The sequence below is a fragment of the Acidisphaera sp. L21 genome, from assembly GCF_009765685.1.
Classification (GTDB): Bacteria; Pseudomonadota; Alphaproteobacteria; order Acetobacterales; family Acetobacteraceae; genus LMUY01.
In genome coordinates this window covers 115,737-136,766 of sequence record NZ_LMUY01000032.1, presented here as the reverse complement: position 1 = coordinate 136,766, position 21,030 = coordinate 115,737, and the positions used below count along the sequence as shown (strand labels likewise).

The window sequence follows — 21,030 nt, the reverse complement described above, 5'->3', positions numbered from 1 at the left end:
CGCAAGAGCGGTTTTGCGCCCAATGCCAGTCATCGGGCCGCAAAAAATGCTCGCCAAAATAGAGAGTTAGAGCAAAATTCGTGTCAGCACGAACTTGCGCTAGAACATTCCGCTCACTCGTCCGTCTGCGCTCAACCCGATGCCCTCGGCTGCCGGGCGGCGAGGCAAACCAGGCATTGTCATGATGTCGCCGCAGATCGCCACCACGAACCCAGCCCCCGCCGACAGGCGAACCTCCCGCACCGGCAGCGTGTGGCCGGACGGTGCGCCCATAATTTTCGGGTCGGCGGTGAAGCTGTATTGGGTCTTGGCAATACACACCGGCAGGTGCCCGAACCCCGCCGCCTCCAGCGCGGCCAGCCGACGAGACACCGCGGGTGCCAGGCTGATGTCGCTGGCCCGGTAGATTTCACGCGCGACGGTGCGCAGCTTGTCCGCCAGACCCATCGCATCCGGATACAGCGGCCGGTAATCCCCGGTCCAACCCTCCACCCGGCGCATCACCGCACGCGCCAAATCTTCCGCCCCTGCGCCGCCATCGGCCCAGTGGGAGCACAACACCACCTCCACGCCCGGCAGCCCGGCGCGAACTTCGTCGTACTCCGCCGGCGTGTCCCCGGTGAAGCGGTTCAGCGCCACCACCACGGGCAGGCCGAACTTGCGCATGTTCTCCACATGCCGCGCCACGTTGGCGACGCCGCGATGGACCGCGCCCAAATCCTCCCGCCCCAGATCGGCCCGGGCTACGCCGCCATGCATCTTGAGGGCCCGCACCGTCGCCACCACCACCGTACAGGCCGGCCGCAGCCCGGCGCTGCGGCACTTGATGTCCAGGAACTTCTCACCACCCAGATCGGCGCCGAATCCCGCCTCCGTCACCACCACATCCGCCAGCTTCAGCCCCAGCCGTGTCGCCATGACCGAGTTGCAGCCATGCGCGATATTGGCGAACGGCCCCCCATGCATCAGCGCCGGCGAACCCTCCAACGTCTGCACCAGGTTCGGCTGGAATGCATCGCGCAACAGCGCCGCCATCGCTCCATCCGCCTTCAAATCCCGCGCCGTCACTGCCGAGCCGTCGCGGCCGGGCGCCACGATCATGCGCCCCAATCGCTCGCGCAGATCGTCCAGGTCGCGCGCCAGGCAGAACACCGCCATCACCTCCGACGCCACCGTGATGTCGAATCCGTCCTGCCGCGGCGCCCCGTTCGTCGCGCCGCCCAGCCCGACCACCATGTCCCGCAGGGCACGATCGTTCATGTCCAGTGCCCGCCGCCAACTCACCCGGCGCGCGTCGATCCCCAGTTCGTTGCCCCAATACAGATGGTTGTCGATCATCGCCGACAGCAGGTTGTTGGCCGAGGTGATGGCGTGGAAGTCCCCCGTGAAGTGCAGGTTGATCTCCGCCATCGGCGCCACCTGCGCCATGCCCCCGCCCGTCGCCCCGCCCTTCACGCCGAAACACGGGCCCAACGACGGCTCCCGCAAACAGATCGCGGCCCGCCGGCCGATCCGCCGCAGCGCGTCCCCCAACCCGATCGTGGTGGTGGTCTTGCCCTCGCCGGCCGGCGTCGGGCTAATCCCCGTCACCAGCACCAGCGCACCATCGGGCCGGTCTTCCACGCCGCGGATGAAGTCGTAGCCCACTTTCGCCTTGTAGCGGCCGTAGGGCTCCAGCGCGTCGCCCGGGATCTTCAATTCGGCCGCGATGTCGGCAATCGGGCGAAGCGTCGCCGAGTCGGCGATTTCGATGTCGCTGCGCATCACGCGGCCTTCGCCTGGCCGATCCCCATCTCGGCCAGGGTTGCGCCCATCGCCGCCACGGCGTCCCGCATGTCCGCCGGGCTGATCGCCCCGATACAGCCAACCCGGAAGGACGGTTGTTTGGTGTTGTAGAAATTACTGACGACGAAGCCGCGAGACTTCACCCCGTCAACGAACCCCTGCAGCGACCAGGCCGCGTGCTCCGGCGCGTGAATGTTCACCACGATCGGCCCCTGCATCGCCTCCGGCAAATACGGGCGCAGCCCCAGCGCGCGCATGCCGTCATACAGGATGCCCATATTCTCCGTGTAGCGCGCCAGCCGGGCAGGCTGCCCGCCCTCCGCCTGATACAGATCCAAGGCCACTTGGAACGCCGCCATCACCTGCGCCGGCGGGGTGAAGCGGAAGCTGCCCCAGCCGACCCGCAACGCATGTTGATAGATATCCGCCAGGTCGAACGACCAGCTTCCGGCGCGGCCCTGGCATTCCACCAGCCGCCCGATATGGCCGATGACGAAGGCCAGCCCCGGCAGGCCCTCGAGGCATTTATTGGCGGTGAACACCACCCCGTCGACCATCGGCAGATCCCGCAGACTCAACGGCAGCGCACCGAAGGCGGACACCGCATCCACGATCACCCGGCGCCCGGCCCGTGCCGCGGCCTGCGCCAGGGCAGGGACGTCGTGGATGATGCCGCTGCCCGTCTCGCTATACACCAGCACGGCGTGGCTGATCGTCGGATCGGCCAGCAACGCCGCCTCCAACGCCGCCGGGTCGGCCCGCTCGGTTTCGCCGACGGGCAGGGTGGCCACGTCGCACCCGATCTCCCGCGCCAGGCGGATCGCCCGGTCCGCATAGGCGCCGGTCGCCGGGATCAGGATGCGGCCGCCATGCGGCACGAACGTGCGCAACGCCGCCTCCATCGCGAAATGGCCACAACCCTGCAGCGGCAGCGTGGCGTGCATCGTGTCATCCGTGCCCGCCACGCCCAGCACGCGGGCGCGGATATCGACGTTCAGCGGGCGGAAATCGTTATCCCAGGGGGCGTAATCCAGCGCCGCGGCAGCGCGAACGGCGGCTTGGGTGGAGACAGGCCCCGGGATCAACAGCTTCATGACATCCCCTCTCGTTTTACCGCCAAGCCCTCGCCTGTTTGCCGCCAGAGATCAAGCGGTAGCTAGCGGGCGCGCCATGCCTCGGCTAACATCCCGCCATGCAGTTGCCGTTTACCCTGCCGGACTGGGCGCCACCATGGGTGGGATTCGTCATCATCGTGGTGGGCGTCCTGTTCCTGCTCGCCTTCCTGCTCATGCCGTTCAACGTCTTCGGATTGAAGGGCCGGCTGGACGGCGTCGAAGCCAGGCTCGACGAAATTCACCGCGAAATCCGCATGCTGGCCCTCCGGCTGCCGGAGCCCGGCCGCACCGAATACGAGCCCGAACTGGACGACCGCCGTAGCTGGCGGGAGCCATCGTCCCGCCCCCCGATCCCCCCACGCATGGCCGAGCCAGACCGGCCGCCGCCATCGCCGGGCCGCCGCGTGCCGCCCCCGCGCCAGACCCGCGCCGAACCTCGTTTCGACCAGAGCTGACGATGGCATGAGCGCGACGATCGTGGCGGGGCCGGCCCCGGGTATGCCGTCCGAGCCGATCACGCGCATCGCCTTCGTCGCCGCCCGATCCACCACCGCCTGCGAGGCGAAAGACCGCCTGATTGAACTCTACGGCAACGCCGCCATGGCCGACGCCCAGGTCATCGTGGCGCTGGGTGGTGACGGCCATCTGCTCGAAACCATGCATGACGTGACCGGGCGGCACGTTCCGATCTTTGGTATGAATTGCGGCTCCGTCGGGTTCATGATGAATCCGTTCAAGGAAGACGATCTCCCCCGCCGCCTAGCCGACGCCCAAGCTGCCGTGCTGCACCCGCTGCGCATGCACGCCGTCACCCAGACCGGCGCGGTCGAGGAAGCCGTGGCGCTGAACGAGGTGAGCCTGCTGCGCCAACTGCGCCAGGCCGCAAAAATTCGCATTTCTGTCGACGGCCGTGTGCGAGTGCCAGAGTTGATTTGCGACGGCGTCCTGGTTGCCACACCCGCCGGATCGACCGCCTACAATCTGTCCGCGCACGGCCCGATCGTCCCGCTCTCAGCCAATCTGTTGCCGCTGACGCCCATCAGCGCCTTTCGCCCCAGGCGCTGGCGCGGCGCGCTGCTCCCCAGCACGGCGGACGTCTTATTCGAGGTATTGGAACCGGAGAAGCGGCCGGTCGCCGCGGTTGCGGACGCATTCGAGGTCCGCAACGTTGCCTCGGTAGCGGTCAGCGAGGACCGCACCATGTCCTGGATCGTCCTGTTCGACCCAGACATCCCGCTGTCCGAGCGAATCATAGCCGAGCAATTCACCGTCTAACATCAGGTTCCAAAGGACGGCCGTCCTTTGGAAGGGCTTGGGGCAAAGCCCCCGGCACTGCCCTTCCCCTGTCTGGAGAAGGGCAGCCTGAAGCTAGTAGGAGCGCCGCCGGAACACAGCGTGATACAGCGCCAGCACGATAATCGCGCCGACAATGGCCACGATCATGCTGGGTATATTGAACCCGCTCTCCCATGGCGCGCCCGTGAAGAACGACACCAGATACCCGCCGACCACCGCACCCACGATGCCAAGGATGCAGTCCAGAACGATGCCTTCGCCCTGCTTGTTCACGATCTTGCTGGCAATGAAGCCCGCAATGATCCCGAATACGATCCAACCGATGATGCTCACCGGAATCCCCCTTCAAATGATGGTGTCTAAAGCCACCACGCCCTCGCGAGTTCCGGCCTGTCGCTGCGCTATGTCGTTTTGATCAGTCGGTGTTGCTTGCGCCCCGACGACAGCTTCATCGCGCCGTCCCGCAGGTCCGCCGCGGTGACGATCCCCGCCTCATCGGGCACCACCACATCGTTCACCCGGGCGCCCCCGCCGCGGATCAACCGCCGCGCCTCGCCCAGGCTGGTGGCCAGCCCGCTATCGACCAGCAGGCGGAACACCGCGATGCCGCGCGCCAGATCGTCGGCCGCGATCTCGTACGTCGGCAGCGTTTCGGACACCGCACCCGTCTCGAACGTGGAACGCGCGGTGGCCGCAGCCTGCTCGGCGGCGTTGCGGCCATGCACCAGGGCGGCCGCCTCGGTCGCCAGCACCTTCTTCGCCTCGTTGATCTCCGCCCCGCCCAGCGCGGCGAGGCGGTCGATCTCCTCCATCGGCAGATCGGTGAACAACCGCAGGAAGCGCCCGACATCGGCGTCTTCCGTGTTGCGCCAGAACTGCCAGTAATCGTAGGGCGCCAGCCGCGCGCCCGACAGCCACACCGCCCCCCCGGCCGTCTTGCCCATCTTGACGCCGGATGCGGTGGTGATCAGCGGCGTGGTCAGCCCGTACACGCTCTTGGCGTCCGTACGCCGCACCAGTTCCACACCGGACACGATGTTGCCCCACTGGTCCGACCCGCCAATCTGCAGCACGCAGCCATGGCGGCGCAGCAGCTCCCGGAAATCGTAGGATTGCAGGATGGAGTAGTTGAACTCCAGGAACGTCAGCCCCTGTTCCCGTTCCAGCCGGGTGCGGACGCTGTCGAACGACAACATGCGGCTGATGGAGAAATGCGGCCCCACCTCCCGCAGCAGGTCGATGTAGCCGAGCTTGTCCAGCCATGTGGCGTTGTTCAGCATCAGCGCGTCGGATGCGCCCTCGCCAAACCGCACGAACGGCTCGATGCAGGTCTTGATGCCCGCCATGTTGGTGGCGATCCGCTCGTCATCCAGCAGTACCCGCGCCTCGTCCCGGAACGACGGGTCGCCGATGCGGGAGGTGCCGCCGCCCATCAGCGCGATCGGCCGGTGGCCGTGCCGCTGCATCATCCGCAGAATCATGATCTGCATCAGATGGCCCACATGCAGGCTGTCCGCCGTGCAGTCGAACCCGATATAGCCGGCGATCGGCCCGGCCACGCACGCCGCGTCCAGCGCGGCCAGGTCGGTGCATTGATGGACGAAGCCGCGGGCCGCAGCCTCGCGCAGGAATTCGCTGGTGGACACTGACATCGAAGGCTCGCCGATCGGTGGGAGTGGCGGGCTAGCATGACCCGGCGTCCCGCGCACTGGATATCGTATCGTCCTGTGCTAGAAACCGACCAGATAAACACGCTCTCGAACAGGATTCGCGAATGGCCCCGCCGGACGACGCAGCCCCCGACGCCCCAACGACGACGGCGCCGGCATCCGCCGGTCCAACGACGACGCGCAAGACGCTCGTTTTTGCCAACGACAAGTCCAGCGGCAAGACGACCACCGCCAACGCCGTGCTGGTCAGCCTGCTGGACCGTTATCCGATGCTGATGCGCTCTGTCGCAGTGCGCGAATATGATCGGCAGCCGCGCCTGGCCAACATTTTCCGCAAGGAAGACGGCCTGGGCAGCATGACCCATTACGACGCCCGCAACGCCCACGCGTTCGAGGCCAGCCGCGAACTGGCGCACGATCCCAACGCCACAGCATGGGACGATCTGCTGTTCGCCCTGGGTGCCGGCGGCATGGCAGTCGACCTCGGCGCCAACATCTTCGCCGAAATCTGCCGCATCCTGGATGACGAGCCGCGCCCGATCTTCCCGGATGGGGGGGAGACGATGGGCGTCGTGGTGCCCGTCACCACCGCCACCGACTCCGTCGAATCCGCCATCGCCGCCATCGAGGCCGCGATCGGCTGGGGCCCGAAGGTCCGTATCTTCGCGGTCGAACAGGAATATCTCGGCCGCTTCGATGGCGGCGCCGCCCCAGAATGGACCGAATTCCGCGACCGCATCCTGAAGACGGAGTCCACCCGCTTCCAGGTCGTTCGGATCGAGAAGCTGGGCGTGTCCGACATCGGCCGCGTCGTCTTCCAGCGCATCGATCGCCTGGTCTCCAGCGCGCAAGAGATGCTTCGCTCCACCAACCTGCAGGGTGCGGACTACATTCGCGCCGTCCGCAAGGCCCGGGCCGAGGTCGCCTGGGGCGCCAAGACGATGGACTCCGTCCGCCCCATCGCCGACTGGTTCGCCCGCTAGCCGGCCGAGCTCGAAATAGAAAAAGGGGCGGCCACGATGGCCGCCCCTTTTTTGTGTCTACATCGCCAGCCTAATCGGCGGCGAGCGCCATCGCCCGGCGCGCCTGCATCAGGCCCACATGGTCTTCCAGCGCTTCACCCACCTGCTCGGCATGGTTGGCAAACACGTGGTCCGCACCCGGATAGACCCGGTAATCGACCTGCACGCCCTTCTGGGTGTTCAACTTGTCGACCAGCTTGCGAACCGAAGGCTCGGGCACTAGCTCGTCCGAATCGCCATGGATCAGCAGGCCGCCACAGGGGCAGGGGGCCAGGAAGCCGAAATCGTAATGGCTGGCCGGCGGCGCCACGCTGATCCAGCCCGAAATTTCCGGCCGGCGCATCAACAGCTGCATGCCCACGAACGCGCCAAACGAATACCCGGCGATCCACAACCCCTTCGAAGACGGATTGACCATCTGCATCCAGTCCAGCGCCGCCGCGGCATCGCTAATCTCGCCAATGCCACCATCGTAGCGGCCCTGGCTGCGGCCCACACCGCGGAAGTTGAACCGCATGACGGAGAAGCCGAGCTTCTGGAAGCTCTGATACATGGTGAACGTGATGCGGTTGTTCATCGTCCCGCCATGCATCGGGTGCGGATGCAAGACGAGGGCAAGCGGGGCACCTGTGTCCTTGCTATGATGGTAACGGCCCTCGAGCCGGCCGTCGGGGCCGGCGAACATCACCTCTGGCATGGTGTACCGATAATTCCTGAACCCACAGCCAGGCATGGCGTGGAAAAAATGCTTCGATCTGCGATAATGCCCATCCAGGCGATGCCCCACCCCGACGGACCGCACCCCATATTATTCCCGGCAGAGGCTCGCCCCGCCCTCCGGCAATCCCTACAAGCCGGCTTCGTTCCGGATGTGTCTTGACCCGTCCGCCAGCTACACCCAGGGCGGGCCTTCAACCCGGGCGCCGAGCAGATATATAGAGAGTGCAACCGCGCTTTCATAACGGAATTGACGCATGCCATTCATGTTTTTGCGCGAGATGGTCGACGCCTACCATCAGCGCGACCCGGCGGCCCGCTCCAAGCTGGAAGTGCTGCTGTGCTACCCCGGCCTCCACGCCATCACCCTGCACCGCCTGGCGCACGGTTTGTGGGTCCGCAAGTTTTTCCTGCTCGGCAGGATGGTCTCCCACATGGGCCGCTTCCTCACCGGGATCGAGATCCACCCCGGCGCCCAACTCGGCCGCCGCGTCGTGATCGACCACGGGATGGGCGTGGTCATCGGCGAAACCGCGATCCTCGGCGACGACGCCTACCTCTACCACCAGGTCACCCTCGGCACCGCAAGCACCGAGAAGGGCAAGCGCCACCCGACGGTCGGCCGCAACGTCATTCTCGGCGCCGGCGCCAAGATTCTCGGCAACATCGTGGTCGGCGACGGCGCCCGCGTCGGCGCCAATGCCGTCGTGGTGGCCGATGTAGAACCCGGCCAGACCGTCGTCGGCATCCCCGCCCGCCCGGTCGAGCGCAACCCGGCCGAACGCGACCGCACCAAGCCAATGCCCGCGCCACGCTTCCTCGCCTACGGCACACCCTGCGACGGTTCGCCCGACCCGCTGATGTGCCAGATCGAAACCCTGCGGGCCGAGCTGCTGGCGGTGGAGGAGCGTGTGGCCGAGATGGTCCGCAATCAGCCCCACCCCGCCAAGGCTGCGGAGTAACCGCCACGGTCTACCTGGACGCCAACGCGACCGAGCCACTGCGCCCCGCAGCCCGGGCGGCACTCCTCGCGGCATTGGACGGCGTGGGCAATCCCTCCAGCGTCCACACCGCCGGCCGCGCCGCGCGTCGGATACTGGAGGATTCACGCGACGCGATCGCCCGGCGCCTCGGCGGGGAGATCGTCTTCACCTCCGGCGGCACGGAATCGGACGCGCTCGCTATCCACGCGCTGGGCCACAACCGCCGCCTGCTGATCGGCGCCACCGAGCACGATGCCGTCCGCGCCGCCCGCGCCGACGCCGAGATCCTGCCCGTCGATGCCAACGGCGTCCTGGACCTCACCGCATTGGAAACCGCGCTATCCGGCTCCCCCGCACTGGTCTGCCTCATGGCCGCGAATAACGAAACCGGCACCATCCAGCCCGTCGCCGAAGCCGCGGCGCTATGCCGCCGCCACGGCGCCCGCCTGCATGTCGATGCCGTGCAGGCCGCCGGCCGCATGGCAGTCGATCTGCGCACGCTGGGCGCCGACAGCCTCGCCATCTCCTCTCACAAACTCGGCGGCCCCGCTGGCGCCGGCGCCCTGGTGCTGGCAGCCGATTGGGACGGCCCGTCGCTCATCGTCGGGGGCGGCCAGGAACGCGGCCGCCGCGGCGGCACGCCAGCAATCCCCATCATCGCCGGCTTCGCCGCTGCCATCGCCGAACCAGCGCCCGACCTGCTCCCCTTGCGCCAGGTCGCGGAGCAGGCTGCCATCGCCTGCGGCGGCATCGTCCTGGGCGGCGACAACCGTCTCGCCAACACCATCTGCGTCGCCTTGCCCGGCGTGGCAGCGCAGACCCAACTCATCGCCCTGGACATCGCCGGCATCCAGGTCTCCGCCGGCTCCGCCTGTTCCTCCGGCAAGGTCGCCCGCAGCCACGTGCTGGAAGCGATGGGCCTCGGCGCCCTGGCCGGCGAGGCGATCCGCGTGTCGCTCCCCTGGAACGCCACCCAGGCCGATGTCGCCGCCTTCGCCACCGCCTACGCCGCCATGACCGCCCGCGTTACCCGGCGTGCCGCCTGATGCGCGTCTATCTCGACAACCAGGCCACCACCCCCTGCGACCCCCGCGTGGTCGACGCCATGCTCCCCTTCTTCACCGAGCGCTTCGGCAACGCTCACAGCGCCGAACACGCCATGGGCCAGGAATCCGAGCACGCCGTCGAAACCGCCCGCGCTCAACTCGCCGCCCTCATCGCCGCCGACCCCCGCGAAATCGTCTTCACCTCCGGCGCCACCGAGGCGAACAACATCGCCATCAAGGGCGCCGCCCGCTACGCCGCCACCCAAGGCAGCGAGCGCCGCCGGGTCATCACCGTCGCGACCGAACACAAATGCGTCCTGGACAGCGTGGCCGACCTACGCGCCGAAGGCTTCGACCCGCTCCATCTCCCCGTCGGCCCCGACGGCCTGCTAGACCCGGCGATCCTCCACTCCGCCCTGTCCGAACCTACCCTGCTCGTCAGCGTCATGGCGGCCAACAACGAGACCGGGGTCCTGCAGGACCTGCCAACCCTCGCCGCCCTGGCCCACCAGGCCGGCGCGCTGTTCCACACCGACGCCGCGCAGGCTCTCGGCAAAATCCCCTTCGACGTCGCCGGCATCGATCTCGCCTCCTTCAGCGCCCACAAGCTCTACGGCCCAAAGGGCGTCGGCGCCCTCTACGTCCGCCGCCGCCCCCGTGCCCGCCTGCTGCCCTTGTTCTCCGGCGGCGGGCAGGAGAGGGGGCTCCGCTCCGGCACCCTGCCAACCCCGCTCATCGTCGGCTTCGGCGAAGCCTGCCGCATCGCCGGGCTGGAATTGCAGTCCGAGTCCGCGCGCCTCGCCAGCCTCCGCGACCGCCTGCTCGCCGGCCTCCGCGACCGTCTCCCCGGCCTGCGGATCAACGGCAGCATGGTCCGCCGCCTACCCGGCAACCTCAACATCACCCTGCCGCACCGCGACGCCCTCGCCGCCATGCGCGCCGCGCCGGACCTCTACGTTTCCACCGGCTCCGCCTGCTCCTCCGCCGAAATCGCCCCCTCCTACGTGCTCGCCGCCATGGGGCTGGACCCCGCGGCCGCCGCACGAAGCTTGCGTGTCGGGCTAGGACGCTTTACCTCCCCCGCCGATATAGACTTCGCCATTTCGGCGTTGTCCGCCGTGTCCGAACCTGTCGAGGCCTGACCATGCCAAAGATGACCTTCGTCGAGCGTGACGGCACCCGTCGCGAAGTCAGCGCCCCGCTGGGCCTGTCGGTGCTCGAGGTCGCGCACAAACACGGCGTCGATATCGAGGGCGCCTGCGAAGGCTCGCTCGCCTGCTCCACCTGCCACGTCATCGTCGACCCGGCGTGGTTCCCCAAGCTCGCCTCCCCGACGGAAGACGAGGAAGACATGCTCGACCTTGCCTTCGGCCTGGAAAAGACCTCCCGCCTCGGCTGCCAATTGGTGATGACCGAGGCGCTCGATGGCCTGGTGGTGCGCCTCCCGGCCTCCACCCGAAACGCAGCGGGGTAATACGGATGCGCGTCCTCGCCGCGATGTCCGGCGGCGTGGATAGCAGCGTCGTCGCCGGGTTGCTGCACCAGGCCGGGCACGAGGTGATCGGCGCCACCCTGCAGCTCTACGACCACGGCGCCACATCGGCCCGCAAGGGCGCGTGCTGCGCCGGTCAGGACATCCACGACGCCCGCCGGGTCGCCGACCGCCTCGGCATCGCCCATTACGTCATCGACGCCGAAGCCCGCTTCCGCTCCGCCGTGATCGACGATTTCGCCGACAGCTACGCCGCCGGCCGCACCCCCGTGCCCTGCGTCCGCTGCAACCAGACGGTCAAGTTCACCGACCTCATGCAGCTCTCCGCCGACCTCGGCTGCGACGCCATGGCCACGGGGCACTATGTGCGCCGTGTCGACGGCCCGGACGGCCCGGAACTCCACCGCGCCGTCGATTTGCGCCGCGACCAGAGCTGGTTCCTGTTCGCCACCACCAGGGCGCAACTCGCCCGCTCCCTGTTCCCCTTGGGCGACATGCCGGACAAGGATGCCGTCCGTGCGGAGGCCACCCGCCTGGGTTTGGAAGTCGCCGCCAAGCCCGACAGCCAGGACATCTGCTTCGTCCCATCCGGCCGTTACGACACGACCCTGGCCACGCTACGCCCCGACGCCATGGCCCCCGGCGAGATCGTCACCGCTGACGGTGCCGTACTCGGCAAGCACGAGGGCATCGGCCGCTACACCGTCGGCCAGGCCAAGCGCCTGGGCGCCGCCAGCAACATGGGCCAGGTCGTCGTGGCACTGGATGCCCCCCGCCGCCGCGTCATCGTCGGCCCCCGCGGCACCGGCACCCGGCACCTGCAGCTCCGCGACGTAAACTGGCTGATCGACCCGCCCGAGGTCCTGCGCTGCGCCGTCAAACTGCGCGCCCGCGACGAACTGCACCCCGCCAGCGTCATGGCCGACGGGTCCGTCCTGCTGGACGAGCCGGCACTGCCCGCGCCAGGCCAGGGCTGCGTATTCTACCAAGGTGATCGCATCTTAGGCGGCGGCTTCATCGAAGCCCGCGCCATCTAGCAGGGCTCTGCCCTGCACCCGAAAGGGGATAGTCATCCCCTTTACCCCTAATTCCCAGGTGTGAAGAGGACGACTGTCCTCTTCTGGGGTTCGGGGCAAAGCCCCGCACTAAAAAAAGGGGGCGGCGAGCACTTGCCCGCCGCCCCCTCTTCCACCATGCAGCCCCGGTCCATCCAAAGATGAACCGGGACCTTATCCTCAGCGCAGGATGATCGCCACGCGGCGGTTCTGCGGCTCACGCACGCCAGCCGCGGTCTGCACCAGCGGACGGGTATCGCCGAACGCCTGGATGTCGATCGAGCCCGAGGGCACGCCATCACGCACCAGCTCGGCCGCGACCGTCTGAGCGCGACGCAGGGACAGACGCTGGTTGTAGGCTGGGGTGCCGGACTTGTCGGCGTTGCCCTGCACTTCGATGCGCGTGGTCTGCACGCGGGTGCTGTTCTGCGCGGCCTCGCCGATGATCTGGCGGGCGCGATCGGTCAGGTCCGCACGATCCCAGTCGAAGAACACCAGGTAGGTGCGGGCCGGTGCCACGGCCGGGGCGGCCGAGACGGGAACCGGCGCCGGAGCCGGCTGCGGCGTGTTGAAGGCATAGCGCACGCCGAGCAGCAGGCTGTGGTTCAGGTTCTCGGTGGTCTTGAAGTTACCACGACGGCCTGTGCCAGCGTTCGAGTAGGTCTGCGCTTCGAAGGTCTGGTCGCCCAGGATGCCCATGAAGCGATATTCCGCGGTCAGTGCCAGGCCGGGAACTGCGCTGATCGGGAAGGCGGCGCCGACGATGCCCTGATAGGCGAAGTTACCGTCCGTGCCACCGATATGGGCCACGTTGCCCGTCGTCAGGTTCTTGCTGGCGAAGCCGTTCAGGTGGCTCCACTGATAGCCGGCGCCGACGCCCACATACGGGGTCATGAACGACACGCCATACGGCGCGAGGTCGATGTCATACAGCGCATTGGCCATCACGCCGTAGTCTTGCTGCGTGCTCTGGCCAGTGCGCGGGGCGCTGGTGCCGAACGAGCGGATGCTGTCCTGGCGATAGCTGCCTTCGACTTCGAACCGCAGGCCGTTGCCCAGGCCGTAACCCACGCTGCCAACGCCACCGAAGCCGTCCGCATCCGGGCGGAGCTTGCCCGAGCCGATGCCGGCGCCCGGCGAGGCCTTGGTGTGTTCGATCTGCTTGAAGTTGTACATAGCGCCGGCGCCCACATAAAGGCCGGTAATTGGCTGCGCCATTGCGAGGGTCGGCAGTGCGACCACCGCAGCGGAGGCGGCAAGGAGTTTTCGAAGCTGCATGGTGGCACTCTCTTTAAGCTGGTTGTCGGCGCGACCTATAGAGCTTGCGGGCACTTAGCTAGCGAAATAAGCATTACTTAGTGGTAACAGCGAGTTAGTGTGTTGATATTGATCTACTATCTGAAGGTGGAATGTCTTCTTTGTGATCTCAGCGGTGATCTTGGGGTGATCTTGGGGTGTTGTCTGGCGTGAGTTTGGCGCCCGATGGTTGACTTGCGCCGCCCTTCAGGCGAAACAGCCCGCCGTTCCGGATGGCGGCGTAGCTCAGCGGTAGAGCAGGGGAATCATAATCCCTTGGTCGGCGGTTCAAATCCGTCCGCCGCTACCGGAATATCAGGGGCTTATTTGAACCCCGGCGTTCGGCGCCCGGCTCGGCGCCTGAACCGCCGCAGGTCCCATCTCAATGCCATAGCCGCAACGTTCCGACCCGGCATCAACGAAGTGCCGGACGAATTCCACGCCGTGGTGCTGTGGCAATTCCGAACTGCCTCGTCCGGCATGCAGTTCGTGATGTGGGCCTGCCCCGCCCTAATCTTCGGCGTCATGGCGAAGCGGTCCGACCAGACCAGCTCTTACCCACCCGCCGGCCCCGGCGCCGTCACGCGTAATCCAAAGGTGGTCCGGCCTGCCATCAGGCAAGCCGGACCCCGTCTTGCCTCACCGGATCGCGCGCAGGACCGAGCGGTCTTCGCCAGCCAGGCTACGATAGACGTTCAGGTAATCCTCGGCCATGCGACGGGCGGTGAACCGCTCCTCGAACCGACGACGAACCTTGGCGCGGTCCAGCGTGTGCAGGCGTGCGACGGCGGCCATCGCGCCCTCCACGTCTTCCACGATAAACCCGGTCACGCCATCCTCAACGATCTCCGGCACCGAACCGCGGTTGAATGCGATCACCGGCGTGCCGCACGCCATCGCCTCGATCATCACCAGGCCGAACGGCTCCGGCCAATCGATCGGCATCAGCAGCGCGGTGGCGCCCGATAGGAAGGCCGGCTTCTGCTTGTCGCTGATCTCGCCAACCATCTCGACGTTCGGCAGGTCCAGCAGGTGGCGGATGTGCTTCTCGAAATACGCCTTGTCCGCTGCGTCGACCTTGGCCGCCAGCTTGATCGGCATGCCGCAGCCCTGGGCAATCGTGATCGCACGGTCCGGGCACTTCTCCGGCGCGATGCGGCCGAGGAACGCCAGGTAGCCCTGCGGTTCACCCTGCGGCGTCAGCAAGTTCTGCGGCAGCCCGTGCAGCACGGTGTCGACGAAATTGGCCTGCGGCAACGGCCGGCGCTGGCTGTCGGAGATCGACACCACCGGAACGTTCGGGAATGTATTGAACACCGGCTGCAGTTCCGGCAGATCCAACCGGCCATGCAAGGTGGTTACGAACGGCGTCCGCTGGCGTCCGAACAGGCTGAACGACCAGTAATCCATATGGAAATGGAGGACATCGAAGTCCTCGGCCTGCCGGCGCACGGCCTCCATCAGCAGCATGTGCGGCGCGATGGGGTCACGAATGGCTGGGTCCAGGCGTAGCGCGCGAGGCCAGATCGGCTCCAGCTTGGCACTGGTGACAGAGTCGCCGCTGGCGAACAGAGTCACATCATGGCCCAGCGCGACCAGCTCCTCGGTGAGGAACGAGACGACACGCTCGGTGCCGCCATACAGCTTCGGGGGGACAGCCTCATGCAGGGGAGCGATCTGCGCGATACGCATGTGTCGGGTAACTCCTTTTCGTAGGCCTCTTCAACACCGGGATCGCGGCATCAATAGGGCGATCCTCGCCACAGCATTGCCCCAAAGCGCGTCCACTCTCTGCACAACGAGAGAGGTCAGCGTTCGTGACCCATCACGAAATTGTTGGGTAGACGATCGGCGCTGTCATGCGTCCGTATCAAGCGAAGAGGTTAGCACCGATGGACCGACGCGAAACACAGACGGTCGACATATCTCAGCGCCCCCTGGCGTTCATGCTACGCTACGTGCGCCGCCATCTTGTTGGGCACCTGGTAGTCCTTGTCTCCGTCGTGCTGGCGGTCGGCTGCTCGGTCGCGTCGCAATACAGCATCAAGCACCTGGTCGACACGTTGACCGCCGGGGCACACGGTCCGGTCTGGACCGCCTTCATCATGCTGGCCGCGCTGATCGCGGCCGACAATCTGCTGTGGCGCCTCGGTGGCTGGATGGCCTCGCACAGCTTCGTCGCCGTCACCGGTGATCTACGGCGCGACCTGTTCCAGCATCTGACCGGCCACTCCCCGGCCTATTTCGTCGATCGCCCGCCGGGCACGCTGGCCGGGCGCATCACCGCCACCGGCAACGCCATCTACACAGTCGAGAACACCTTCGCCTGGAACGTGCTGCCGCCCTTGTTGGCGGTTGCCGGATCGATCGCGGTCATGGTGACCGTCAGCCCGATGATGGCGATCACCCTGGTGATAATCTCGGGCGTCATCGCCCTTGTCATCAGCAAGCTCGCCGCCCGCGGTCGCCCGCTGCACCATCAATATGCCAGCGAAGCCGCCGCCGTGGACGGTGAGTTGGTGGACGTCATCAACAACATGCCGCTGGTCCGTGCCTTCGGCGCCACCATGCGGGAGCGTCAGCGCTTCAGCGACCGTGTCGAGCAGGAAATGAGCACCCGCGGCCGTTCGCTGCGCTACCTGGAAAAGATCCGCCTGTTCCACGCCGCCGTCACCGCCGGGTTGACCGCTGGGCTGCTGGCCTGGGCGATCATGCTGTGGGAGGCCGGGTCCGCCAGCGCTGGTGACGTCGTGTTGGTCACCACGCTGGGCTTCACCATCCTGCACGGCACACGTGACCTCGCCGTGGCGCTGGTCGACACCATCCAGCACGTTGCCCGCCTGTCCGAAGCGTTGGCCACCCTGCTGCTGCCGCACGAGTTGAAGGACGCCGACAAGGCCCACACCCTGGCCCAGACCAAGGGCGCCCTGGAGTTCCAGGACGTCACCTACGCCTACCCGGCCAGCAGCCAGGCCGTGCTAACTCATTTCGAGCTGAAGATCGACGCCGGCACTCGCGTGGGCCTGGTCGGCCGCTCCGGCTCCGGGAAGTCCACGGTGCTGGCGCTGCTGCAGCGCCTGCGGGACGTGCCATCGGGCAGGATCCTCATGGATGGGCACGACATCGCCCATCTGACGCAGGACAGCCTGCACGATGCGATCGGCGTGGTGCCGCAGGACGTGGCGTTGTTCCATCGCTCGGTGATGGACAACATTCGCTACGGCCGTCCCGATGCCTCCGACGCCGAAGTGCGTGCCGCCGCCGAAGCCGCCTGCTGCCGCGAGTTCATCGATGGCTTGCCGGAGGGCTACAATACCCAAGTCGGCGACCGCGGCGTAAAGCTGTCGGGTGGCCAGCGCCAACGCCTGGCGATTGCCCGCGCCTTCCTGCGCAATGCCCCGATCCTGCTGTTGGACGAAGCGACCAGCGCGCTGGACAGCGAGTCCGAGGCCGCGGTGCAGCGCGCGCTCAACCGCTTGATGCAGGGCCGCACCGTTATCGCCGTCGCCCATCGCCTGTCCACGTTGAAGGATTTCGATCGCATCGTCGTCATGCAGTCCGGCAGCATCCTGCAGGACGGCAAGCCTGATGAGCTGGAACGCAGCAACGGCCCCTATCGCGACCTCCTGATGCGCCAGAACAGCAACGTCCAGACGATGCTCGCTGCCGAGTGAGCTATCCGGCCGGGTGGGCACTCCCCAACCCGGCCGCCAGTCCCATCCGCACTACGTCCGCCAGGCTGCGCGCGCCTAGCCTGGTCATCAGCGCCGCACGATGGCCCTCCACCGTTCGGTGACTGATCCCCATGATGCGGGCGATCTCCTTGTTCGACTGCCCGGCAACCAGCGCTACCAACACGTCCCGCTCCCGCGGGGTCAGCGCCATCAAGGCGGGTACTGGCGTGCGGGGCGGGGAAGCTGACGACACACTCGCGGAAAGCGTTTCCGCGATAGCGGCCAGCAACTTGTCCGGCGGGTAGGGCTTTTCGATAAAATCCCGCACCCCGGCGCGCATCGCCGCCACGGCCAGCGGAATGTCCCCGTGCCCCGTCACCATCACCACCGGCAGTCCCGGGCCCGGGCGGCGCGCAAGCGTCTGCTGCACCTCGACGCCGTTCATCCCATCCCCCATCCGCACATCCACCACGGCGCAACGTGGTGAGGGCGCCGGGGTGGCTTCCATCGCCGCCAGCATCGCCTCCCCGGATGGGAATGTCTCCACCCGGTAGCCCGCGCCCTCCAGCAACATCGCCAACGACCGGCGAACGCCGTCATCGTCGTCGGCGACGTAGATCAGCGGGTCGGTGTTCATGCCCGCACCGCCGGTTCGGCACCGGGCACGCCGGGTCGCGGCGGCAGGGTGAAGGCGAAGGCCGCGCCCCCACGCTCGTGGTTGGCCGCGGTGATCCAGCCGCCATGCGCCGCGACGATGGTGCGGCAGATCGCCAGGCCCACGCCCAGCCCACCCTCCTTGCTGCTGCCCGTGAACACGTCGAACAACCGGTCGGCGCCCCCCGCGGCAATGCCAGGGCCGGTGTCCAGCACGCTGACGAGGGCCGAGCCGTCTTCCACCCGTTCCAACATCACCCACACATCCCCTTCCTCGCCGATCGCCTGGGCAGCGTTGCGCACCAGATTGGACACGACCTGTTGGATCGACACCGGGTCGCCGAGCGCCTCCAGGCTTTCATCCAGTTGCTGCGTCAGCCGCCCGCGCGGTGGTCCGGCATGGCGCCACGCCGCCTCCGCCGCCTCGCGCACCAGTGGCGCCAGCACGACGGCCTGCATCTCCACCTTGCCGATGAAGTCCCGCAGCCGGCGCACGATCTCCCCGGTGCGCAGCACTTGCGCCGATGCCTCGGCGATCGCTTCCTGCGCTGGCTCGGCATTGTCCGTTCGGGACAGGCGGTGTTTGGCCGCGGCCAGAAAGTTCGCTGCCGCCGACAGCGGCTGGTGCAACTCGTGCGCCAGCCCGGCACCCATCGCCGCCACCGCGCTCAGCCGCCCCGCCCGCGCCAGATCGGATTGCAGCCGCCCCAATCGCGCCTCCGCCGCCACACGCTCGGTAACATCGCGCGCGATCGAAATGGTGCCCACACGTTCGGCGCCGCCCACATGCAGCGGCGAGTGGCTGACCTCGAACAGCCTTCCATCCGCCGTCAACACGGCCCCGGCCGTGCCCAGTTCGGGGGAGGCGAGGGGGGCGATGCCGGGCCAGTCCGCACTCGGCATCATCTCGTCCATGCGCCGCCCCACCGCCGGCGCGCCGGATGGCAGCCCGCAAAGCGTAGCAGTCGCCTGGTTGGCCAACACCAGGCGATCGTCCCGGTCCCGTGCGAAAATCAGGTCGTCCGATCCATCGACCACGGCCTGCAGCAGATCGCGACCCTCCTGCACTTCGTCCAGCAAGGTGCGTTCGGTGATACGGCGGGCGGCGATGTCGCGACCGGCGGCGTCCATGGCAGCACGCACGAAATCCAGGTCCCGCACGGGCAGCTTGCCCGGTGGCACCGGCGCGCCGTCGCCCAGTGCCCGCGCCGCTTCTTCCAATCGCACCACGCTGCGGTCGATCCGCCCGCCCAGCAGGGTGGCGGCGGCCAGGCCGAGCAGGCTCAGCAGCACGGCCGTGCCGATCAGCCACAGCAGCGCCAATCGTGCCGGCCGCGCCAGCACGGTGTTGGGCGCGCCGACGGCCACCGTCCAGCCCGTGGCCAGCTTCGTATAGACCCCTGTCAGCGGCGCGCCGTCATTGGCAAAGCTTTGCCAAGTGCCGCGCACGCCGTCGCTGGGGCCGAACACGTCCAGCGCGCTCCCCCGGCCCACATAGTCGTTCGGGTTGCCGCTATGCGCGATGACCTGCCCGTTGCGCCCGATGACCGTCACGATCCAGCGTTTGGGCAGCCCGTCCATGTTCAGCCAACTCGCGATCATCTGCGGCGGAAACGCAATTTCCACGCTACATCCCGTGTCCAACCCGGTCGAAGTGGCGGCTACGGCCGGAACCACGACGCGTGCCAGGAAGGGATGCGTGATGCCGGTGGAAAACACGTCCGACACGTAGGAATTTCCTGCGTGGATGGCCGCCCGCGCATCCCGGTCCTCCTGCGGCAAGGTCGGCGCCGGCGCACCCGGCGGTACCCGCGTCGCCAGCAACTGCGCACCCGACGAATCGCGCAACACCACGTCGACTTTGCGAACCGCCGCCACGTCATCGGCCAATTGCCGGAAAATCCGCAGATCGGACCTGCCCAGCGAGGGCGAGCGCGCCAACACCTGGGCCGTCGCGGTCATCGCCGCCAAACCCTGATCCAACCCGTGCGACGTGTCCTCCAGCAACAGGCGCATTTGCACGTTCGCCTCGGACCGTCTGGCGGCAATGGCGTCCGAGGCCTCTACCGCGGCCAGGATCAGCAGCGGCAACATGATGGCGGCCATCAGCGCCAACAGGGAGAACCGCAGCCCAAGCATCGCGGACGCGATATAACGGCGCCATGCGGTGAACGCAGCATTTGGCCAGATAACCGGCCTCTGACGCACCTCTTCCACGCGCATGGTCCCTCCGGGGGGTCCAATCCCGTATTCGTACGGATTACGGCGTTATGTAAAGCTCCGTAAACAATTAATTGAACGTGAGTAAGAAGAGGTCAAATGTTGAGCGGTCCCGTCAGGCACGATGCATTACACGTCGTCGGGCTCCCCGCCATGGGCGGTAGCCGCGGCGCAGTGCTCGCGTCGAAGATCACTGCCTTCCTGGCGGTCAGCGACGCCCTGGCGCTCAGCCAAGCGGAGGAGCGTACGCTCCTCGATCTCCCGGCGGCAGATTGGACAGCCCTACGCGCCAGCCCGGCTGCCGCGCAGTGGCTGGTGTCGCCCAAGCTCGAGCGCCGCGTGGACTACGCCATCACCATCCTCCGGCGCATGCACGCAGCCCACCAATCCTAGGGCGTTAGTAGCGCTTGTAGGGTAGGAACTTCCCGCTCAGCGTCATCTTCACCCGGTCGCCCTTCTGGTCGGGCTGGCGCTCCATCGTCATGTCGAAATCGATGGCGGACATGATCCCGTCGCCGAATTCCTCGTGGATCATCTCCTTCCAGGTCGTGCCGTAGACGCTGATCAACTCGTAGAAACGATAGATCAGCGGATCGGTCGGCACCGCGGTCGGCAGTGATCCGCGATACGGCGCCTGGGTCAGCAACTCCACCTCGGCCGGGGTCAGGTCGAACATCACCCCAGCCTTGTCGGCGGTTTCCGGCAGCATCGACATCTGGCCCAGGCACGCCGCACAGGTCCAAACCGGCGCGTAGCCGAGTTTTTCGGCGACTTGCGGCCAGGTCCAGCCCTTGGCCTTCTTCGCGGCGATGATCTTCTGGCCGAGCGCGGTCTTGGCGTCGTTCATGGCGGCTCTCCTCAACACGATTTTGCCGATTGTTTCAGCAAGCGACGTGCCAGGCGATGAGGTTATGCGTCATGCTCGAACCGAACCCGAACTGCTTCGATCATGGTCAGACAGACCGGTCTGTGCACGATTCGGCATCAACAGCCCGGCTTGCCAGA

Annotated in this window: 20 protein-coding genes, 1 tRNA gene and 1 pseudogene; 12 read left to right on the top strand and 10 right to left on the bottom strand. The window is 67.2% G+C overall.

Features of this window, described 5'->3' with window-relative positions:
* Window positions 1–99: 99 nt before the first annotated feature.
* Window positions 100–1,764, bottom strand: a complete 1,665-nt coding sequence (locus tag GSQ76_RS08330; RefSeq protein ID WP_158743463.1) for a formate--tetrahydrofolate ligase — start codon at window positions 1,762–1,764, stop codon at window positions 100–102.
* Window positions 1,764–2,879 (bottom strand): 2-aminoethylphosphonate--pyruvate transaminase, encoded by a 1,116-nt coding sequence (locus GSQ76_RS08325; protein WP_158743442.1) that lies wholly within the window; start codon window positions 2,877–2,879, stop codon window positions 1,764–1,766. The genes GSQ76_RS08330 and GSQ76_RS08325 overlap by 1 nt, the downstream gene beginning before the upstream one ends.
* A 98-nt stretch (window positions 2,880–2,977) precedes the next feature.
* Between GSQ76_RS08325 and GSQ76_RS08320 the strand changes: the two genes are divergently transcribed.
* The gene (locus GSQ76_RS08320) at window positions 2,978–3,355 is read left to right on the top strand and encodes a hypothetical protein (protein ID WP_158743441.1); all 378 of its coding nucleotides are present in this window, start codon (window positions 2,978–2,980) and stop codon (window positions 3,353–3,355) included.
* 7 nt (window positions 3,356–3,362) lie between these two features.
* A complete protein-coding gene (locus GSQ76_RS08315; protein WP_158743440.1) occupies window positions 3,363–4,175 on the top strand; it encodes an NAD kinase in 813 nt (270 codons plus the stop codon).
* 93 nt (window positions 4,176–4,268) lie between these two features.
* Here the strand turns inward: GSQ76_RS08315 and GSQ76_RS08310 are convergent, their stop codons facing one another.
* Window positions 4,269–4,529 (bottom strand): GlsB/YeaQ/YmgE family stress response membrane protein, encoded by a 261-nt coding sequence (locus GSQ76_RS08310; RefSeq protein ID WP_158743439.1) that lies wholly within the window; start codon window positions 4,527–4,529, stop codon window positions 4,269–4,271.
* Window positions 4,530–4,597: 68 nt separating this feature from the next.
* Window positions 4,598–5,848: a tyrosine--tRNA ligase gene (gene tyrS / locus GSQ76_RS08305; RefSeq protein ID WP_158743438.1), complete on the bottom strand. Its 1,251-nt coding sequence runs from the start codon at window positions 5,846–5,848 to the stop codon at window positions 4,598–4,600.
* A 122-nt stretch (window positions 5,849–5,970) separates the two neighbouring features.
* Between tyrS and GSQ76_RS08300 the strand changes: the two genes are divergently transcribed.
* Window positions 5,971–6,849 (top strand): hypothetical protein, encoded by an 879-nt coding sequence (locus GSQ76_RS08300; RefSeq protein WP_158743437.1) that lies wholly within the window; start codon window positions 5,971–5,973, stop codon window positions 6,847–6,849.
* Window positions 6,850–6,919: 70 nt separating this feature from the next.
* Here the strand turns inward: GSQ76_RS08300 and GSQ76_RS08295 are convergent, their stop codons facing one another.
* The gene (locus GSQ76_RS08295; protein ID WP_158743436.1) at window positions 6,920–7,585 is read right to left on the bottom strand and encodes an alpha/beta hydrolase; all 666 of its coding nucleotides are present in this window, start codon (window positions 7,583–7,585) and stop codon (window positions 6,920–6,922) included.
* 277 nt (window positions 7,586–7,862) lie between these two features.
* Here GSQ76_RS08295 and cysE point away from each other — a divergent pair, with 277 nt between their 5' ends.
* The 5 genes from cysE to mnmA are packed head-to-tail and all read left to right on the top strand — an operon-like array spanning window position 7,863 to window position 12,163.
* The gene (gene cysE, locus GSQ76_RS08290; RefSeq protein ID WP_158743435.1) at window positions 7,863–8,567 is read left to right on the top strand and encodes a serine O-acetyltransferase; all 705 of its coding nucleotides are present in this window, start codon (window positions 7,863–7,865) and stop codon (window positions 8,565–8,567) included.
* Complete coding sequence (locus GSQ76_RS08285) at window positions 8,468–9,634, top strand: aminotransferase class V-fold PLP-dependent enzyme (protein WP_158743434.1); 1,167 nt, start codon at window positions 8,468–8,470, stop codon at window positions 9,632–9,634. The genes cysE and GSQ76_RS08285 overlap by 100 nt, the downstream gene beginning before the upstream one ends.
* Window positions 9,634–10,776 carry a cysteine desulfurase family protein gene (locus GSQ76_RS08280; protein ID WP_158743433.1) on the top strand — a complete coding sequence of 381 codons (1,143 nt, stop codon included), beginning with the start codon at window positions 9,634–9,636 and terminating at the stop codon, window positions 10,774–10,776. Before GSQ76_RS08285 ends, GSQ76_RS08280 begins: the two co-directional genes overlap by 1 nt.
* A 2-nt stretch (window positions 10,777–10,778) precedes the next feature.
* Entirely contained in the window at window positions 10,779–11,108 is a 330-nt protein-coding gene (locus GSQ76_RS08275) for a ferredoxin family 2Fe-2S iron-sulfur cluster binding protein (protein WP_158743432.1), read from the top strand.
* A gap of 5 nt (window positions 11,109–11,113) precedes the next feature.
* Entirely contained in the window at window positions 11,114–12,163 is a 1,050-nt protein-coding gene (gene mnmA / locus GSQ76_RS08270) for a tRNA 2-thiouridine(34) synthase MnmA (RefSeq protein WP_158743431.1), read from the top strand.
* Between the two features lie 198 nt (window positions 12,164–12,361).
* Here mnmA and GSQ76_RS08265 read toward each other — a convergent pair whose 3' ends face one another.
* Window positions 12,362–13,459, bottom strand: coding sequence for an OmpA family protein (locus tag GSQ76_RS08265; RefSeq protein WP_158743430.1), 1,098 nt, complete (start codon window positions 13,457–13,459; stop codon window positions 12,362–12,364).
* A 253-nt stretch (window positions 13,460–13,712) separates the two neighbouring features.
* Here GSQ76_RS08265 and GSQ76_RS08260 point away from each other — a divergent pair.
* Together GSQ76_RS08260 and GSQ76_RS32325 are read left to right on the top strand one after the other, a co-directional pair.
* A tRNA-Met gene (locus GSQ76_RS08260) sits at window positions 13,713–13,784 on the top strand.
* A pseudogene (locus tag GSQ76_RS32325) lies at window positions 13,754–13,996 on the top strand (CbtA family protein); the annotation flags it as partial. The gene GSQ76_RS08260 and the pseudogene GSQ76_RS32325, both read left to right, overlap by 31 nt.
* A gap of 120 nt (window positions 13,997–14,116) precedes the next feature.
* Here the strand turns inward: GSQ76_RS32325 and GSQ76_RS08250 are convergent.
* Window positions 14,117–15,169 (bottom strand): glycosyltransferase family 4 protein, encoded by a 1,053-nt coding sequence (locus tag GSQ76_RS08250; protein ID WP_158743429.1) that lies wholly within the window; start codon window positions 15,167–15,169, stop codon window positions 14,117–14,119.
* 200 nt (window positions 15,170–15,369) lie between these two features.
* On the opposite strand from GSQ76_RS08250, the gene GSQ76_RS08245 reads away from it, so the two are divergent.
* Window positions 15,370–17,151 carry an ABC transporter ATP-binding protein gene (locus tag GSQ76_RS08245; protein ID WP_158743428.1) on the top strand — a complete coding sequence of 594 codons (1,782 nt, stop codon included), beginning with the start codon at window positions 15,370–15,372 and terminating at the stop codon, window positions 17,149–17,151.
* A gap of 1 nt (window position 17,152) precedes the next feature.
* On the opposite strand, the gene GSQ76_RS08240 is transcribed toward GSQ76_RS08245, so the two are convergent.
* Together GSQ76_RS08240 and GSQ76_RS08235 are read right to left on the bottom strand one after the other, a co-directional pair.
* Window positions 17,153–17,788, bottom strand: a complete 636-nt coding sequence (locus GSQ76_RS08240; protein WP_158743427.1) for a response regulator transcription factor — start codon at window positions 17,786–17,788, stop codon at window positions 17,153–17,155.
* Complete coding sequence (locus GSQ76_RS08235; RefSeq protein ID WP_158743426.1) at window positions 17,785–20,028, bottom strand: ATP-binding protein; 2,244 nt, start codon at window positions 20,026–20,028, stop codon at window positions 17,785–17,787. Before GSQ76_RS08235 ends, GSQ76_RS08240 begins: the two co-directional genes overlap by 4 nt.
* A 96-nt stretch (window positions 20,029–20,124) precedes the next feature.
* Here GSQ76_RS08235 and GSQ76_RS08230 point away from each other — a divergent pair, with 96 nt between their 5' ends.
* Window positions 20,125–20,418: a hypothetical protein gene (locus GSQ76_RS08230; RefSeq protein ID WP_158743425.1), complete on the top strand. Its 294-nt coding sequence runs from the start codon at window positions 20,125–20,127 to the stop codon at window positions 20,416–20,418.
* Window positions 20,419–20,422: 4 nt separating this feature from the next.
* Here GSQ76_RS08230 and cynS read toward each other — a convergent pair whose 3' ends face one another.
* Complete coding sequence (gene cynS, locus GSQ76_RS08225) at window positions 20,423–20,872, bottom strand: cyanase (RefSeq protein WP_158743424.1); 450 nt, start codon at window positions 20,870–20,872, stop codon at window positions 20,423–20,425.
* Between the last annotated feature and the right edge of the window lie 158 nt (window positions 20,873–21,030).